We start from the raw sequence: 18,215 nt of genomic DNA, 5'->3' as shown, positions 1-18,215 counted from the left end.
TTTTATGTTGGTAGCGCGTGATTTGAGGCTGCTTAATGATTGGGCAATGCATAAGAGGTTAGCAGTGAATGCTTAAATTCGAGGCAGGCTATCGGAAAGAGGCGGGGCAACACACCAAATCTTAAACATATGGATTGACAGCAACTTATAACACTTAGCTTGCCAACATATGGTTTGGCACGCGTTGTGCATATAGAGAATTAAGTTTAGCAGCGGAATGCTGAGCGATTGAGAAACGCACTTTTATATGAGATGGAGTGATTCAGGATGAAAACATTGGGATACAAGGTGAGCCTGGCGGTGTGCGTGATTGCACTGTTTGGGCTTAGTGATGTCGGGCTGGCACAGTCGACGGGAGAAGTGGCTGACAAGGTGATCAGTGATGCAGGTGAGGTCAATCAGGCTGGGAAGCTTGTGATTGATACGGGCACAACAGCGTGGATGCTGGTGAGTACGGCATTAGTGCTGTTGATGGTGCCGGGATTGGCGCTATTTTACGGGGGTTTGGTTCGCACAAAGAATGTGCTTGGGACGATGATGCACAGCTTTGTGGCCATGGGGATCATTGGTTTAAGCTGGGCGGTTGTTGGTTATGCGATGTGCTTTGGCGAGACGACTTTAGGGGGATTGATTGGTTGGAATAGTGACTATCTGATGCTTAGTGGTCTGGATAGTGGGCCGAGAGCGTTGTATGACATTGGCGGTGGACTTGCGATTCCATCGCTGGTGTTTGCGATGTTCCAAGGAAAGTTTGCGATTATTACGCCGGCATTGATTGCGGGCGCATTTGCGGAACGTGTTAGGTTTCGCGGGTACTGTCTGTTTATTCTGCTGTGGAGTTTGGTGATTTACGCACCACTTTGCCACTGGATCTGGGGCGGCGGATTCTTAACGGGTTACGCGATTGACTTTGCTGGTGGGACTGTGATTCATATCTCTGCTGGTGTTGCGGGGCTGGTGACAGCGCTCTATTTCGGTGCTCGCAAGGGGTACCCGAGAACTGCGATGCATCCAAACAGTTTGGTATTGACGCTTTTGGGTGCTGGCCTACTTTGGGTTGGGTGGTTTGGTTTTAACGCAGGCAGCTCAGTATCGAGCAGCTTGACGACTGCTCGTGCTCTGACTGTGACTCAGATTGCTGCGGCGACAGGTGCGGTTGTATGGATCCTCATTGAGAGTGTGCACTTGCGTAAGGCAACAAGCTTGGGGTTGGTCTCGGGGATTTTAGCGGGCCTGGTTGCGATCACACCTGCAGCGGGCGATGTGCCGCCTTATGGGGCGGTGGTTCTGGGAGCACTTGGCGCGTTGATTAGTTACGGCGCGGTGGTTTTGAAAGGGAAGCTAGGTTACGACGACACGTTGGACGTGTTTGGTATTCATGGCGTCGCGGGGTTAGTGGGAGCGATTGGTTTGACGTTTGTGCTGCGTGAAGTGCCGGAACACGGATTGATGACGCAGTTATGGTATCAGATTGAAGGAGCGTTAGTGAGTATCGTTTACGCGGGGATTATGACCTACCTCTTAATCGTGCTGATTGATAAGACGATCGGTTTCAGAATGAACGAACGTGAAGAGAGTGCGGGGATGGATCACGTGCTGCACGGCGAACATGGTTATGGGTTATTGAACTTGAACTAATGTGCTGAGAGAAACGAGTGATATATAACTAACCTTGAGATAGACATCGATAAAGATGTGGAGATCAATAAGATGAAAATGATTGTTGCGGTGATCCAGCCGGAAAAATTGGATGAGGTCAGACAAGCATTAATTGATACAGGCATTAGCCGTGTTACCGTCACACGGGTAACTGGGCATGGAAGGCAGGAGGATATTGATTTGTATCGCGGACAGGAGGTTGTGCCTGATCTGCTGACCAAAGTAAGATTAGAGGTTGCGCTCAATGACGCTTTTGTAGAGCCTGCAATAGAGGCGATCTGTAAAGCAGCGAAAAATAATGGCGGGAAGATTGGTGACGGAAAGATATTTGTGTTGCCATTGGAGAAGGTGGTGAGAATTCGTACTGGGGAGACGGGGGGTGATGCGGTATAGAAAAAACTAGTTTACCAAAATAAAACACACTGGGAGGGGAGATCGCTTGAAACGACAGTGAAAGCGTACTGCGTTGTCGCGGCCTGTGTGGGTCGCGACAATTTTATTTGGTATGTAATTCAGATTAATGGCTAATCACTAATTAGGCGCAACGACGTTGGAGATGAGAGCCATGGAGACGAGGGAATCGTAGTTGCCGTCGAGAAAACGTGCACGCTCTTTAAAACCTTCATGTGCAAAGAGGAAGGATTCAAGTAGGCGAATGCAGGGGATATTTGAGGCGAAGATGTCGGCCTCGATACGCGTGAGTCCCTGGTCGTGCGCGTGATTGAGTGTGGCTTGTAATAGTTTTCGGCCGATACCTCGTGAGCGATAGTTTGGAAGAACGCCGAGCGAAAGCGAGCCGATGTGCGTGAAGCCTTCTTCTTGGTTGGGAGTAATCTGGCACCACCCGACAAGATGATTGCGAGAGGTTTCAGTGTTGTGCGCGACAGCGATAAATTGAGCATTGTTTGACGCTAAAGCCGTATTGATTTCTATGGCAAGTTCATCGAGGCTTGGAGCTTGCGTGTGGATAAGATAACGGCGTTCACGGCAGACTGTGTTGAGAACGTGATGATACGCGGTGATGTGCGAATCGTTCATGGGTTCAATGGTGATGTTCATAGACGTCACTCGGGTGTGGTCTGAAACATTGCGAAGTATCAGACGGGTATGCTCTATGTGTAAGATAACATTGAAGTTGTGATACTGGAAGAATTTTTACAGACAAAATTTGAGCGATCGAATCGATCATGATGGGCTGATCCATATCGTTAAAATGGGTAAGACATCTGTTAGGATTTGACGTCATGAAGATATGAAAAATTGATTGATGCTGATGATGTCGTTGTTAAGATGGGTAGTAGATATAGCATCTACGTGAATTCCGGAGACAACAATGCGATTGCAATGGATATTGAATTGGCTGATGGCAATGTGCCTGATGGCGGTAATGTGCGCGGGTAGTGAAGCACAGGTCATCGGTTATCGGGAAATGCGAAAAATTGACAGGCTACGAAAGCCGGACGCAAAAAAAATGGGCGAGAAATTGGCAGAGCAAACGTGGCTATTCACACATGCGAATTTGGGAAGAAGTATGCTGACTGGGATGAATTCGCTACGTGATGATGATGGCGGCGATTGGGAGCTGTATCGGCTAATGATTACTGAGCAGAGGACGGATCGCGTGGATGGATTCTCGATTCAGAGTAAATTGGATAAAGGGCGGGTTTATGCGTTGGCCCGAGGGAATCCGAGGTGGGATCGAAAGTTGAAATTTCTTGAGAAGCTGCTTGAAAAAGGTGGATGGGTAGAGGCAAAACATGAGCGTGACGGCCGGCAGGGGAAACGAGATGGTTTGGTTGTGATGGACATGCTGGGGCTTGATGATGACGAGGCGGATGCGGGTGAATATTGTGAAAAAATGAATCAGTTGGAGGCGAAATACCGGGGAGTGATTTTTGTGTATATGACGATGCCGTTGAAGGTTGAGCGTAGTGAAGCAAATGTACGCCGGAATAAGTTTAATCAGGTGGTGAGAGCGTTCTGTAAAAGGCGGGGCAAGTTGCTGCTGGACATTGCGGCGATTGAGTCGACTGATGCGAATGGGAAGTCGATAACGTTCCAGTGGGATGGCGAAACCTATGAACGGTTACATCAACACTGGACAGACGATGGTGGGTATTTGAATGCACGAGGTCAAGAGAGGATAGCGAAGGGGTGGTATGCGGCAGCATGGGCGGCGAGCGAACAACGACGACGGGAACGTTAAGAATGATTGGTTACTATTGATTGCAAATAGGTTAAAGCCGGTATAAAACTACGTAAAAACTTGTATACAGCGGGAATGATGGTTTTAATTGTAGTTATTTTACGTGTCATAATAATGATGTTGAGGCGTTTCTATAGCCGAGATACTCAGTTATCTGTTCATATTTTCAGTGGTGTAGTCAAAGATCACATTGGATAACTGAAAGCCTATCTAATATGCGCTATGTCAAACTATGGATTGCCTTCGGGTTGGTGATTGTGCTGTCGTTTATGGTTCTGGGGTATTACGGACTTGAGATCTATCGCAAGGCGCCGCCGGTGCCAAGAGCGTTTGTGACAGCGAATAACGAGGTTGTGGCGACAGAGCAGGATATAAAAAATGGGCAGAATGTATGGCAATCGATCGGCGGGCAGGAGCTGGGGAGTATCTGGGGGCATGGCGCTTATTTAGCGCCGGACTGGACGGCTGACCTGCTGCATCGTGAGAGTATCTATTTACTGCATTTGTGGGCGATGGAATCGTACTCGAAATCATTCAGCGAAATTGGCGAAGCTGAACAGGCAATACTGCTTTCAAGGTTAAAAAAAGAACTGCGGGCGAATACATACGACCCTGAAACGGGGGATATTACGATCAGTGCAGATCGTGTGAAGGCGTATCATGCAATGGCTGGGTATTACGCAGCATTATTTGGAGATGCAGAAGAATTTCCGGAGGATGTGCGATTTTTGGCAGATGATAATCGGACGCCGCCAGAGCTACGAGATGCGTATGCGATTCCGGCGAACACGATTCGTTCGGATGAAAGACAGCGACAGATGTACGCGTTTTTTTTCTGGGCGACATGGGCATGTACGACGGAACGGCCACAACTAGTGAACGAGGAGGTCGCGGGGATCAGTCAAGATGGGTACTTGTCGACGCAGCCGATTACTTACACAAATAACTGGCCGGCGGAGCCACTGATTGGAAATCGGCCTACCGGTGAGATCATCGTGTGGTCGGTACTTAGTTTTGTGTTGCTATTAGCTGGTATTGGGACGCTATCATGGTATTACGCTGTGCTAAAACACCGGCCGGATGATGAGCATGTTCCGCCGAAGCACGACCCGCTGTTGGCGATGAATCCAACACCTTCGATGAAGGCGACGCTGAAATATTTTTGGGTTGTGGTAGCGATGTTATTGGTGCAGATGTTGATGGGGGCGGTGACGGCGCACTACGGGGTTGAGGGTGAGGGTTTTTACAATTTACCTTTAGCCCAATGGTTGCCTTATTCGGTGACGCGGACGTGGCATACACAGTTGGGGATCTTCTGGATTGCGACGGCGTGGCTGGCGACAGGTTTGTTTATCGCGCCGGCGGTGTCGGGGCATGAGCCTAAATTTCAAAGGCTGGGTGTGAACTTTTTGTTTGTGTGTCTGGTGATCATTGTTGCGGGTTCGCTGTTTGGAACGTGGTATGCAACACGACAGACGATGAGTTTAGAGATGAACTTCTGGTTTGGTCATCAGGGTTATGAATATGTTGATTTGGGACGTTTTTGGCAGTTGTTTTTACTCATAGGATTGTTCTTGTGGTTGTTGTTGATGATACGTGCGATTTGGCCGGCGTTTAAACAGCCAGGGCAGCATAAGCAGTTGCTGGGCATGTTCTTGATTGCGTCTGCGGCGATTGCGATCTTTTATGGTGCGGGGTTCATGTGGGGTCGTCAGACGAATTTGGCGGTGGCGGAGTATTGGCGTTGGTGGGTGGTGCACCTTTGGGTTGAAGGATTCTTTGAGGTATTCGCGACGGTTGTGATTGCGTTCTTGTTTACCAGGATGGGATTGCTGCGAACGGCGACGGCTTCTGCGGCAGTGATCTTCTCATGTACGATCTTCTTGACGGGCGGGATCATTGGTACGTTCCACCATTTGTATTTCACGGGTACGCCGACGGCAGTACTGGCGTTGGGGGCGTTGTTTAGTGCGTTAGAAATTGTGCCTTTGGTATTGATTGGTGCGGAGGCGTATGAAAGTTTGACGTTGAGTCGGGCGACGCCTTGGGTGAAGCAGTATAAGTGGCCGATCTATTTCTTTATCGCGGTTGCGTTCTGGAATCTGGTCGGGGCGGGACTGTTTGGGTTCCTGATTAATCCGCCGATTGCGTTGTATTACATGCAAGGGCTGAATACGACATCGGTGCATGCTCATACGGCGTTGTTTGGTGTGTATGGGATGCTGGGGATGGGGCTGACGTTGTTCTGTGTGAAGGGATTGGGTACTCGGAAAATCTGGCGAACGGGATCGCTGGCGTTTGGGTTCTGGGCCATCAATATTGGATTGGCGTTGATGGTATTGATTTCGCTGTTGCCGGTGGGTCTGATGCAGACATGGGCGAGTGTGACGCATGGGTTGTGGTATGCAAGGAGTGCGGAATTTTTGCAATCAGATCTGATGGACAATCTGAGATGGTTGCGAGTCGTGGGTGACACGATATTTGCGATTGGCATTTTGGCCTTTGCGTGGTTCATTTTTGGACTGGTATTTGGCTGGTCGACCCGAGGCGAAAGGGAGGATGAGATCGAATCTTAAAGATTAGCGTAGAAACTAGATCATGGAGATAAGGGGAGGCGTTCGCAATTTGATCTGGCACAAAATACTTGCCCATACCCGATTTCTAATAGTCAGGTGAGGGTGAGTATTTTTTTCATGCACGGGGCATATGGGAGGGCGATGGTAGCGAATTGATATGAGCCTGAGGTGGATGGGTAAATCGAAAGATGGGCAGAGGTTAGATTTACCACAATATGATGAGAAATAGGCGATGAGGGGGCAAGAATGTCGGAAAAAAGTTATAATTTGCCCAAACTGGTGAGAGATGACTGCCGTATTAAAGTGCGGCTAGCTACATATCTGCGATGAAGCAGTTTTGATAAGCGCCGAACGGAAGAGATTCCGTGGAGAGCAGCGAGGCAATTGCGGCGATCAGTTATTTACGCAAACACCTGCTGTTATTGGTGTTAGAACGTTATTGATTATTTAGTCGGGTTATTCTAACCCAGAATTTTGTCTTTTAAGAAATCAAGAGACTCTCTCAAGGAGTATTTCATGGCGCAGGTTGCAGGAGCTCAGATGGATCTTGAAGAAGCTCACGGCCAAGATCACGGCCACGATCATGATCACGAGCATCATCATCCAGTAGAGAGCGAACAGAAGATCGATTTCAAGATCAAGCTGGTGTTGGTTGGCGGGATGATGCTGATCACGGCAGCGGTGGCGCGCTATGTGTTTGACACACAGATACAGTCGGACATCTTGGCGGCAATTGCTGCGGTGGTGCTGGGCGGGCCTATTGTGATCGACGCGTTCAAGGCGATGATTACGGGCAAGTGTCCACATGACCATGGTATTGAAGGTTGTGACCACGACCATGACCATGAGGGCGGCGCTCATATGGAAGAATTGGTGGCGCTTGCGATTATCGCGGCCTTTGCACGCTACGAGTATTTGGAATGTGGCGCGGTCGCCTTCTTCATGCTGATTGCATCATTTATTGAGCACCGAACGGCTGTTGGCGCACAGCAGCAGATCGAAGCATTGATCCGCATCACGCCGACTCGAGCGAGACGATTGCTTGAAGGTGGCGGCGAAGAAGAAATTGATGCGGCAAAACTTGAGCCGGGCGATATGGTGATTGTGCGTCCTGGTGATAAGATCCCGGGCGACGGTACGATTCAAAAAGGCAACAGTGCGATTAATCAGGCGAATATTACGGGGGAGAGTGTGCCTGTTGAGAAGTCGGTGGGTGACGAGGCTTTTAGCGGCACGATTAATGAGACGGGTGTGCTGCATATTGAGATTACAAGAGCGGGTAAGGATTCGACTTTAGGCCGCGTGCAGGATTTGATCACACAGGCGTCAGCGACGAAGCCTGTGGTTGTGCGTATGCTGGATAGGTATGCGGGCTATTACACACCCGTTGTGTTGATGATTGCAGCGATTGTGTGGTTCTTCACACAGGATTTAGATACATGTATCACGCTACTGCTGATTGCATGTCCTTGTGCGATTATTCTTGCGGCACCAACGGCGATGGTAGCGGCGCTTTCGAGTGCGTCCCGTCTGGGTGTTTATGTCAAGACGGTTTCGGACTTGGAAATTGCACGTTTTGTCAGCGCTATTGTTTTTGACAAAACTGGCACATTAACGGTTGGCGAATTGAATGTTACAAAGCTGAACCCTGCTGAAGGGATTAGCGGGGGTGACCTGCTGCAAACTTGTGCGGCAGCTGAGATTGGGTCAAAACACCCGGTCGCCAAAGCAGTGGTTCGCATGAGTACGAAGGCTCAACTGGATCTGCCGGAAGCCATTAATTTTGAGGAAGTAACTGGCCGCGGCGTCAAAGCAGAAATCAATGGCCATCAGGTTCTGGTTGGGCGTGAAGCGTTCCTCGAGGATGAAGGGATTGATAGCACTGGCTTGGATATGCAATCTAGTGAAGGGATGAGCTTGCTGTTTGTCGCTCGTGACGGGAAGATCATGGGCTGGGTTGGTCTTGAAGATAAGGTCAGAGCTGGCGCATCGGTCGTCATGGATGAGCTGGAGGAATTTGGCGTGAAACGCCGCGTAATGATTACTGGTGACAGAAGGTCGCCAGCGTTGCGTGTCGCTCAGGAACTGCATTTGACTGACTTTGAATCCGAGGCTTTGCCGGGTGATAAACTTGAGCTGGTGAAGATGCTCAAGAGTAAAGGTCATACAGTTGCAGTGATTGGTGATGGTGTGAATGATGGCCCTGCCCTCGCGGCGGGCGACGTTTCGATTGCAATGGGTGCTGCTGGTTCTGACGTTGCGATTCATACGGCGACGATTGCGTTGATGAATAATAACCTGAACCGTATCCCATTCTTGCTGAATCTGAGTAAGAAAACTGTGACTGTGATTCGGCAGAATCTGCTGGGTACGTTGCTGTATATTCTTGCGATGGTCGCGGCGTTGTTTGGGTTGGGCATTGTGACGCCGTTAGTTGCGGCGATTGCACACGGTGTCAGCTCGATTATTGTTGTGTTTAACAGTGCACGGCTGGTACGCGAAGGCGAAAACGTCGTCGATCATGAACCTGTTGAATCATCGGCTCCTGCGAAGAGAAAGCGTGGGATCGAACGCGTTGAGAAGACTGCACCAGTTCAAGCGGTCACAGCGTAAGAGATTGAAAAAATACGAATTGAAAAACCCGCCCACAAACGGCGGGTTTTTTTGTAATCCACAATGAATGTTACATTTTGAGCTACGGCATATGTGAAATATTAGGTAAAGACAATATTCAAAATCGGATCGTTCAAATGAATTAAGGCCTATTTTCAAAGGTGGTGATTTGAATCATGTATCGGGAAAGTCATGTAAGGCGAACGATCATTGTAATGTAACTGGATGTAACCAAGAGTTGCGCTTGCTTGAATGTTACATAGAAGGTATAAAAAGGTCTGTTGAATCTCGTGTATATCGTTCGCTGTCTGCAGGAAAATCTATCCTGAGGGCAGCGCCTATATTGGTTGTTTTCAGGCATTTAGATCGCAAAGGCATCTTTTAGAAGCGTTCTGAAAGCGAATTGAAAACAGCCGGAATTACCGAAGCAAAAGCTCTCGAGCTTTGCTGTTGGTATGTGATGTGTCGTTAACATCAAGAGCGATCGAGGTCAACGAATGAGAATAAATAAGTGTTTGGTTCTAATCATTGGATTGATTGGGCTGATGACGAGCATGCTGAGTGGATGTGGCGAGAGTGATCGCTATACCGATGATGGCAAGCTTGTGATTCAGTATTGGGAGAAGTGGACGGGCTTCGAGTACGACGCCATGAAGGCGGTGGTTGACAAGTACAATGAGTCTCAGGACAAGGTCTTTGTCGAGATGCTGCCGGTGAGCCAACTAGACAGCAAGTTGTTGCTGGCGACGGCTGGTGGGAACCCGCCTGACGTATCGGGGTTGTGGTCATATCTGGTTAAAACATTCTCTGAGAAAGGCGCTTTAACACCGCTGGACAAGGCGATGGCAAAGCGTGGCATCTCAACCGATGATTACATTCCGGTATTGATCGATTTGTGCCAACATCGAGGATTTACGTGGGGACTGCCTGCAACACCTGCGACAATTGCGCTACATTGGAACAAAAAGCTCTTCCGAGAATCTGGGCTCGATCCAAATATGGCGCCACAGTCGCTGGAAGAATTGGATGCGATGTCGGATGCACTTACTATCGTACGGATAGAGCGTGAAGGCAAAGATGTCGAAGTTCGGTTTACTGACTTAACTGATACTGAGAAAGAGGCAAAAAATTTCGATCTCGTACGAGTTGGACATTTACCGCACGTTCCGGGCTGGTTCAATACGATGTGGGTGTATTGGTTTGACGGCGATTTGCTGGAAGGCGACCGAAAAATACTAGCAGATAGCCCTGAAAATCTTGCCGCTCTGGCTTGGTATCGGAGTTATACGGAGAAACTCGGCGTCAAGAATGTGCAGCAGTTTGCGGCTGGTTTTGGGAACTTTGCCTCACCGCAAGATGCGTTTCTCTCAGGCAAAGTGGCGATGGTGATTCAGGGTGTTTGGATGCACAACTTTATTGAAAAATATGCTCCAAGTATGGAATGGGCAGCGGCACCGTTCCCTTCTGTTAATCCCAAAAAAACACCATTTGTAACGATTGCCGAATGCGACACGTTGGTTGTGCCTAAGGGTGCAAAGCATCCCGAAGAAGCATTTGATTTTATCGCGTTTGTACAGAAGCAAGAGAATATGGAATTGCTTTGTATGGGACAGAAGAAATTCTCGCCATTGAAAAAGGTGAGTGATGATTTTGTGAGCTCGCATCCGAATCCATACATCCAAACATTCATCGATGGTGCGTGGAGTAAGGATGCAAAGACTGTGCCAAAATCTCCGATCTGGAAGGAGTACACAAGTGAAATGGGCGTTGGTTACGAGCAGGTTCTTTCATTGAGAAAAACACCTGAAGATGCTGCCAAGTCTGTGCAAGAACGGATTCAGAGAAAACTCGACGGCATGGTACGTCGTTGGGATGCAGTAAAAACCGAAAGATTGGAGCAGTGGGCTAACGATGACACGTTTTGAACGAAAAGAGTTATTGAAGGGCCTATTATTTATTGGGCCATGGATTTTTGGGTTTTTAGTGCTAACGGGCTACCCGCTAGTTGCGTCACTGTACTATTCATTCACGGATTATGATGTATTGAGTGATCCTGTTTGGATTGGCGGGATGAACTATGTGGATATGTTCTTCGATGAAGTATTCTGGAAAGCACTCTGGAACACGTTGAAATTCTCAATGTTTGCTATCCCGTTAGGGATGGTCGTTTCATTGCTTGTTGCGGTGATGCTGAACCAGCAGATCGTTGGTCGTCCAATGTTTCGAACGATTTACTTTTTGCCCTCGCTTGTTCCAATCATTGCAAGTTCGATGATCTGGATGTGGCTGTTTAATGGCCAACATGGCTTAGTTAACTTTGGTTTAGATAAAATTGGTATTGACGGGCCTAATTGGCTGAATGACGCAAGATGGGCAATGCCATCGCTGATTCTCATGTCGCTTTGGGGCGTGGGAAATCAGATTGTTATTTATCTTGCAGCATTGCAGGACGTACCGCGACACTTATATGAGTCAGCAGAGCTAGATGGCGCGAATGGTTTGCAGCGATTGTTGCATGTCACAATGCCAATGATATCACCTGTGATTTACTTCAATATGGTGATGGGAATAATTGGTTCTATTCAAGTGTTTGTGCAACCATTTATCATGTTTCCAAATGGTGGTCCAGACCGATCGGCACTGTTTTTTGCGGTGTATCTATACGACAACGCGTTCTCATTCTTGAATATGGGTTATGCGTGTGCGATGGCATGGGTGATGTTTTTGATTGTGCTAGGTCTTACGCTCCTGGCGACGCAACTAACGAAGCGTTTTGTACATTATGCGGGAGCTTGATTGATGAAGAAGCAGAGTAAATTAACAAAGATAATTTTGTATGTGTTATTGTTTGCGGGTTCGGCTTTATTCATGTTGCCATTGATTTGGATGCTGGCAACATCTTTGAAGCCACTGGATCAAGCGATGACGACTCCGCCATCGTTCGTACCTTTCCGAAGCTACATTACAGAAAACAATAAAAAGATTGAAGTCAAAGAAGGAATTGAGATAACAGCACCATCATATTTAATGACGATGAAGGAATCTGGGAAATGGATGATTGCTGGTGTTAGTGACAAGCTACTAAAACTTGATGCTGATGGTCAGAGTGGAACATATGACGGCATGCCGATCACAGTGACGATGCAGGCTGATGCTTCAGCTGAAGCGCCAAGCGTGCTTGTGAATGAAGTATTGCCTAAGGTCAGTGAGAACACAGGGAGTGGTGTGTCGAATGTCCTCAAAGTTGGGCGCCGATGGATTGTTCCGAAAAGTGAAATCACGGAAGAGACTTCACCTCGTTGGGAAAACTACAGCGATTCAATTCTTGATATGGGTAAATATGAATCTCGCTCTGGTAAAGAAAAGCTGTACTTTACACGCTACTTATGGAATACGATTACGTTATGTTTCTTGACCGTAATCGGCACTGTCATCAGTTGCTCTCTAGTTGCGTATGGTTTTTCGCGGATCAATTGGCGAGGCAGGAATACGATGTTTATCGTCGTACTGTCGACAATGATGATTCCGTTCCCAGTTGTGATGGTGCCGTTGTATAGCTTGTTCAAGGAATTGGGCTGGATTGGTACACTACAGCCGCTTTGGGTACCAACATTCTTTGCGGGTGCGTTTAATGTGTTCCTGCTGAGGCAATTCTTTATGGCAATACCAAAGGATTTGTCGGAAGCGGCAAGAATTGATGGCTGCAGTGAATTTCGTATTTATTGGCAGATCATTCTGCCGCTTGCAAAGCCAGCATTGATGGTTGTTGGGCTATTCCAATTTATGGCTACCTGGAATGACTTCCTCGGACCGTTGCTATTCTTGACTGATCAGATGGACTTTACACTGGCATTAGGCCTGCAGTTCTATCAAAGTAAGCAGGGTGGTACGGATTGGCACTTCTTGATGGCAGCCAGTTCGATGATCGTACTGCCTGTGATTGTGCTGTTCTTCTTCACACAGAAGACGTTTATCGAAGGCATTTCGATGTCTGGTTTGAAGGGTTAAGTACCTGACTCTATTTTTGGATATACATTATAAAAAAGCCCATACTTATATGTGTGGGCTTTTTTTCGCTTGAATTAAAGATGGAAAAGCTAATCTCGTTTGTGATGGATTTTTTGAGGACCTGTACCGACAGTCTTCTCATATTTACCTGTATCGGTTTTCACATATTTCGTGAAGCCGAGTTTGCCGAGTTTATCATCGGAAATATTTTTTGTATTGCCAATGTCGATATGCTTACCACCAATGCTGGGGGCTTGGATGATGCGTCGAACGGGCTGACCTGTAACGGGGTGCTCGGTAAGTGGTGGGTCACTCATTTTCTGAGTAACTTCGAAAACCTGACCTTGCTCATCGTCTTCAAGAATGACTTCGTATACGTATGTTGGCATAGCTGAATTATAGTTTGCGGGGGTGGCACTAGGCAAAACTTGCGAAAAAGTCATGCTTTAGCTTGTTCCGCGATGCGGGTTGCAGCGTATTTAGCGGCAAGATTGATGGCAGATTTAATGGAATCTGGGGAGGCTATATTTTTGCCTGCAATATCAAATGCTGTGCCATGGTCAGGCGAGGTGCGAATGATGGGGAGGCCGAGTGTCATGTTGACGGCTTCATCGAATGCGAGAAGTTTTAGTGGGATGAGGCCTTGATCGTGATACATGGCAACAACTAGGTCGTACTTTCCTTTGACGGCTTGGATAAAAATCGTATCGCCAGGAAATGGCCCGTGTGCGTCAATGCCAAATTTTCTCGCGTGCTCAATAGCAGGCTCGATGATGCGAGCTTCCTCATCGCCGAACTGACCGTTCTCGGATGCGTGAGGGTTTAGGCCACAAACAGCGATTTTGGGATTCTTGATGCCGAATTTTTTAAGAGATTCATTCGCAAGATCGATTGGGTCAAAGACTTTACCGATAGTGAGGACATTACGGACATCCATAAGAGGAATGTGGATCGTAGCAAGTACGACATTGAGTTGTGGGGAGTGAAACATCATGGCAACGCGTTTAGATTTTGTGCGATGCTGTAGAAATTCCGTGTGGCCAGGGAAACGGGCGCCTGCGAGCGTCCATGATTCTTTGCAGATTGGGGCAGTCACGAGGGCATCGATGCCGCCTTGCTCGATCGGGCGCTGTGCAGCGTTGACCGCTTCCTCTAGAAAGGCCAACGAAGCTTGGCCACCTTGCCTAGAGGCCTTGCGATACGGTGAAGCGAGCATGGAATGTTCATCAAAATCCAAGCAGACGATATCGTGGACAAGAGAGTAAGTTGCGCGTTCAGAGTCATGCTGGAGCCGCCACCAGAAAGGCTCGATTTCAGCGAGATCAGCTGCGTAGTGAAGCAGTTCATTGAGGCCATAAATAACGAAACGGCCAAGCTTTCTGATCGCGGGATCAGCAAGTGCCTTGACGATGATTTCGGGGCCGATACCTGCAGGATCACCTAGTGTAATGCCGATGACAGGCTTGCGGACAGGCTGGGGAGCTGGGTTGTCAGGGGTATTTTGAACCATTTATGTATGTTATCACGAAGATTAGGAGATTGCTGCGAATCTAAGGGTGAGACATGATTGAGGGGTTATCCATAGTTGTCCTAATAAGGGTTTAGAGGACTCGCAGTCAGGGGGGATGTACCGTAGGATATGGACATGGATAAGATCGAAAAACCGGTTGATGTGGCTGTTGTCGGTGTTGGGCGAATGGGTCGTCATCACGCACGGACATATCACAATATGGACATTGCGAACCTCGTTGCTGTTGTGGATCAAGATGAGGATCGTGCAGAAACAGTCGCAGATGAGTATGGATGCAAGGCTTATACGAGCGTAGAAGAGCTTATGGCGAACGAGCCAAGCCTACAGGGTGTGAGTGTGGCTGTGCCTACGATTTACCACACAGAGGCGGCTAAGCCGCTTCTGAAAGCAGGGATCGCTTGTTTAATTGAAAAGCCATTGGCACAGAGTGTCGCTGAAGCGCGTGGGTTGGCAGAATATGCTGAAGGCTGCGGAACAGTTTTACAAGTGGGACATACTGAGCGATTTAATCCCGCAGTTAGAACGGTCTCTGCGATGGATCTAACACCTCGCTATATCGAGGTGGATCGCGTGAGTCCGATGACATTCCGATCGTTGGACGTCGGTGTTGTGATGGACATGATGATCCATGATTTGGACATTATTTTAATGTTTGCCAAATCGCCAATACGACAGGTCGATGCAACAGGCGTATCGGTACTTGGTGAGCAAGAAGACGTTTGCTCTGCTCGGATCGTTTTCGAAAGTGGTTGCGTGGCAAATTTAACGGCATCCAGGCTCGCGCTTAAAACAGAACGTAAGCTTAGACTGTTCAGCGAACAAGGGTATGTCAGCTTAAATTATGCCTCACGCAGTGGGATAGCGGTGAGATCTTCTAAAGCAAATATCAATGTTCTTGCCGAGGTTCGCGATCAGCTTGGTGCGGGTAAAGACCTCTCTGATCTTGATTACACAGAAATGATTGATATTGAGGAACTTGATATGGATGTTCTGGGCGGCGATGAAGACCCATTAACAGCACAGGCTACAGCATTCTTGCATGCAGCTGTTAATAAGCACACACCAGCTGTGACCGCATTGGATGGGTATGCTGCGGTTGATGCGGCTGAGCGAGTTGTGCAAGCGATTAAGGAACACAAATGGGTTGGGCGCGATAGCTCGATCATATCAAACCAAGATATTAATACGGCCATGAGAAATAGTGATAGCTAGGCAACGTATTATAGATCACCTATTTCGTCTAAATCATGTTGTCGGCATGGAGGCTTGAGCGGGGACTAACCCGTTACGTCAGTTATGGAAATACAAGCGCAGATAGGTATCACGCTGATGATATTGGCTCTGCCGATATTGCTGGTATTGAGCGCGTTTTTTAGTGGAAGCGAAACTGCTTTATTCAATTTGACGAAATTGGAACGAATGCAGCTACCCAGAAGTGGCGCATCTGGAAAACTTATTACTCTGCTGCTGAGTGAAACACGCCAAATATTAATCACACTTCTATTAGGCAACATGACCGTCAATGTGAGCTACTTTGCGATTAGCTCAGCTTTATCACTTTATGCGACGAAAATTGATCTCGGGGTTCTGAATAATTGGATGATCCCATTAATCACAATCGGATCATTGTTGGCAATTATTTTGTTTGGTGAGGTTTTGCCAAAAATGATTGCAATCAGAGCGAGCTTAACTTTCGCAAAATTGATTGCACTACCATTGTATCTTGTCCATCGTACGATTGCGCCGGTTCGATGGTTTGCCGCATGGTTTGTAATAACACCACTTGCAAGACTGATCGCACCCCGTGAAGCTGGCTTCGAGATGAGCCCAGCTGAATTAGAATCATTGCTACAACTTAGCCAGCGACGTGGTGTAATTGATCGTGATGAAGAAGATTTGCTGCAACAAGTATTTGAGCTAGCTCAAATCAAAGTTAGAGATCTGATGGTACCACGAGTCGATGTCATCGCATTTAATTCAGCTGTAGAAGCTTCAGAACTTATAGATATCATCAAAGAAACCAAACTTCGCTACATCCCGATATATGAAGGTAATTTGGATAAAATCCTTGGTGTAATACCAAGTCGACGTGCGCTACTTAATAAACCACGTTACGCAAATGATATTAAAAGTATGACCGAAGATGTATTGTTTGTTCCAGAACAACAACGCGCAGATGAGCTATTGCGTTATTTACGTGAGAATGATAAAAGCTTTGCCATCGTCGTTGATGAGTATGGCGGCACTGCCGGTCTGATCACAATCGAAGATATTGTTGAGCATATGGTCGGTGAGATTGCTGGTGGCTATGAACAAAACGGCGGACCTGAAGTTATACAAGAAACTGAAGGGAAGTGGCGAGTTAGTGCTGATTTACCGGTATACGATTGGCAAGGATTATTTGGGGGTAGCGATTTTGTTAAGCAATATGGGGCATTAGATGAAGTAACGACGATAGCTGGTTTGGTGCTAGCTGCACTAGGACGATTGGCTGTCATTGGCGATGAAATATCGATCGAGAACATCGTAATTCGTGTTGAAGAAGTTGAAAAAAATCGGGTTCGATGGGTTACCGTAAGCTTACATGCAGAAGGAGTTGGTAACCATGAATCATGAATTGATTTTCTGGACATGTATGATGCTTCTGGGGTTCATGGGTTCTGCTATCTACTCGGGTTTGGAAACCGGCGTCTATCGTTTGAATAGAGTTATGCTTCATATCGAAACTCAGCGAGGAAGCAAACGTGCCCGATCAATCGATAAACTGCTAACGAACCAAAGTACGCTGCTTAGTACCTTATTGATTGGCAACAACGCAACGAATCAGTTAGGTACAGCGGCACTGGCCGTGATATTATCGTTGTGGGGATATAATGAATGGCAATCAATCCTTCTGAATACACTAATCGTAACACCTATCCTTTTTGTTTTTGGTGAAACACTTCCAAAAGATCTATTTGCGGCTCATCCAGATAAATTGGTTTATCGTTTTTACAACATACTACGAGGATCCAAGATTGCTTTTACCTCGCTTGGCTTCGTGCCTCTCGTCAGTGGTTTCACACACTGTCTTATGAAGCTCTTCCGAAGTTCCGCTGATGTTCAAACATTTAATCCACGAAATCAACCACGACATCATATCGAATTACTTGTTAAAGAAAGTGTAGGATACGGTTTACTGAGCGATGACATTTCGGAAATGGCAGGACGTGTACTTGCGATGTCTGAAATAACCGTAGACCAAAAAATGGTGCCATGGCATGATGTTATGACAGTACATATTGATTCAAAACCAGAAGTACTGTGGGATTTTGCTAGAAAAAACCGAGGATCAAGATATCCGGTTATTAATGATAGCAATCATGTTATTGGTGTGTTACTCATTAATGATGTATTAATACATAATGCTGATACATGCCCACCGATTCGAGATTTAATGTTGAAGCCATTTCAGATCAATCAAAACACCAGTGTTCGTGACGGCCTAAAAGCCTTGCAGCATCATCACCGATATATGGGCATAATTTGCTCCTCAATGAACAAACCTCTTGGTATCGTGACTGTCAAAGATCTTATTGAGCCAATTACGGGAAGCATTAGCCATTTTTGATGAGGCGAGAGC

At 47.2% G+C, this 18,215-nt stretch carries 14 protein-coding genes; 11 read left to right on the top strand and 3 right to left on the bottom strand.

Annotated elements, in window-relative coordinates; all coding sequences use genetic code 11:
- The first annotated feature begins 267 nt into the window (after positions 1-267).
- Together KS4_RS06935 and KS4_RS06930 are read left to right on the top strand one after the other, a co-directional pair.
- Positions 268-1,638, top strand: coding sequence for an ammonium transporter (locus KS4_RS06935; RefSeq protein WP_145076438.1), 1,371 nt, complete (start codon positions 268-270; stop codon positions 1,636-1,638).
- Between the two features lie 72 nt (positions 1,639-1,710).
- Positions 1,711-2,052, top strand: coding sequence for a P-II family nitrogen regulator (locus tag KS4_RS06930; RefSeq protein WP_145076436.1), 342 nt, complete (start codon positions 1,711-1,713; stop codon positions 2,050-2,052).
- A gap of 138 nt (positions 2,053-2,190) precedes the next feature.
- On the opposite strand, the gene KS4_RS06925 is transcribed toward KS4_RS06930, so the two are convergent.
- Entirely contained in the window at positions 2,191-2,718 is a 528-nt protein-coding gene (locus KS4_RS06925) for a GNAT family N-acetyltransferase (protein WP_145076434.1), read from the bottom strand.
- A 274-nt stretch (positions 2,719-2,992) separates the two neighbouring features.
- Between KS4_RS06925 and KS4_RS06920 the strand changes: the two genes are divergently transcribed.
- From KS4_RS06920 to KS4_RS06895, 6 genes are all read left to right on the top strand, one after another.
- Positions 2,993-3,865: a hypothetical protein gene (locus KS4_RS06920; RefSeq protein ID WP_145076432.1), complete on the top strand. Its 873-nt coding sequence runs from the start codon at positions 2,993-2,995 to the stop codon at positions 3,863-3,865.
- 215 nt (positions 3,866-4,080) lie between these two features.
- Positions 4,081-6,441 carry a nitric-oxide reductase large subunit gene (locus KS4_RS06915; protein WP_145076430.1) on the top strand — a complete coding sequence of 787 codons (2,361 nt, stop codon included), beginning with the start codon at positions 4,081-4,083 and terminating at the stop codon, positions 6,439-6,441.
- A gap of 516 nt (positions 6,442-6,957) precedes the next feature.
- The gene (locus tag KS4_RS06910) at positions 6,958-9,054 is read left to right on the top strand and encodes a heavy metal translocating P-type ATPase (protein WP_145076428.1); all 2,097 of its coding nucleotides are present in this window, start codon (positions 6,958-6,960) and stop codon (positions 9,052-9,054) included.
- Positions 9,055-9,551: 497 nt separating this feature from the next.
- Complete coding sequence (locus KS4_RS06905; protein ID WP_145076426.1) at positions 9,552-10,979, top strand: ABC transporter substrate-binding protein; 1,428 nt, start codon at positions 9,552-9,554, stop codon at positions 10,977-10,979.
- Positions 10,980-11,124: 145 nt separating this feature from the next.
- Positions 11,125-11,850, top strand: coding sequence for a carbohydrate ABC transporter permease (locus KS4_RS06900; RefSeq protein WP_234698866.1), 726 nt, complete (start codon positions 11,125-11,127; stop codon positions 11,848-11,850).
- Between the two features lie 3 nt (positions 11,851-11,853).
- On the top strand, positions 11,854-13,062 hold the full coding sequence (locus tag KS4_RS06895) for a carbohydrate ABC transporter permease (protein WP_200761658.1): 1,209 nt from the start codon (positions 11,854-11,856) through the stop codon (positions 13,060-13,062).
- 89 nt (positions 13,063-13,151) lie between these two features.
- Here KS4_RS06895 and KS4_RS06890 read toward each other — a convergent pair whose 3' ends face one another.
- Together KS4_RS06890 and pdxA are read right to left on the bottom strand one after the other, a co-directional pair.
- Positions 13,152-13,451: an FmdB family zinc ribbon protein gene (locus KS4_RS06890; protein ID WP_145076422.1), complete on the bottom strand. Its 300-nt coding sequence runs from the start codon at positions 13,449-13,451 to the stop codon at positions 13,152-13,154.
- A 50-nt stretch (positions 13,452-13,501) separates the two neighbouring features.
- The gene (gene pdxA / locus KS4_RS06885) at positions 13,502-14,572 is read right to left on the bottom strand and encodes a 4-hydroxythreonine-4-phosphate dehydrogenase PdxA (RefSeq protein WP_145076420.1); all 1,071 of its coding nucleotides are present in this window, start codon (positions 14,570-14,572) and stop codon (positions 13,502-13,504) included.
- A 135-nt stretch (positions 14,573-14,707) separates the two neighbouring features.
- Here pdxA and KS4_RS06880 point away from each other — a divergent pair, with 135 nt between their 5' ends.
- From KS4_RS06880 to KS4_RS06870, 3 genes are all read left to right on the top strand, one after another.
- Positions 14,708-15,805: a Gfo/Idh/MocA family oxidoreductase gene (locus KS4_RS06880; RefSeq protein ID WP_200761657.1), complete on the top strand. Its 1,098-nt coding sequence runs from the start codon at positions 14,708-14,710 to the stop codon at positions 15,803-15,805.
- An 84-nt stretch (positions 15,806-15,889) separates the two neighbouring features.
- On the top strand, positions 15,890-17,209 hold the full coding sequence (locus KS4_RS06875; protein ID WP_145076416.1) for a hemolysin family protein: 1,320 nt from the start codon (positions 15,890-15,892) through the stop codon (positions 17,207-17,209).
- On the top strand, positions 17,199-18,203 hold the full coding sequence (locus KS4_RS06870; RefSeq protein WP_200761656.1) for a CNNM domain-containing protein: 1,005 nt from the start codon (positions 17,199-17,201) through the stop codon (positions 18,201-18,203). Before KS4_RS06875 ends, KS4_RS06870 begins: the two co-directional genes overlap by 11 nt.
- Positions 18,204-18,215 lie beyond the last annotated feature (12 nt).

This window comes from Poriferisphaera corsica (assembly GCF_007747445.1).
Taxonomy (GTDB): domain Bacteria; phylum Planctomycetota; class Phycisphaerae; order Phycisphaerales; family Phycisphaeraceae; genus Poriferisphaera; species Poriferisphaera corsica.
The sequence above is the reverse complement of the archived record's forward strand: the minus strand, read 5'-3'. Positions and strand labels throughout refer to the sequence as shown.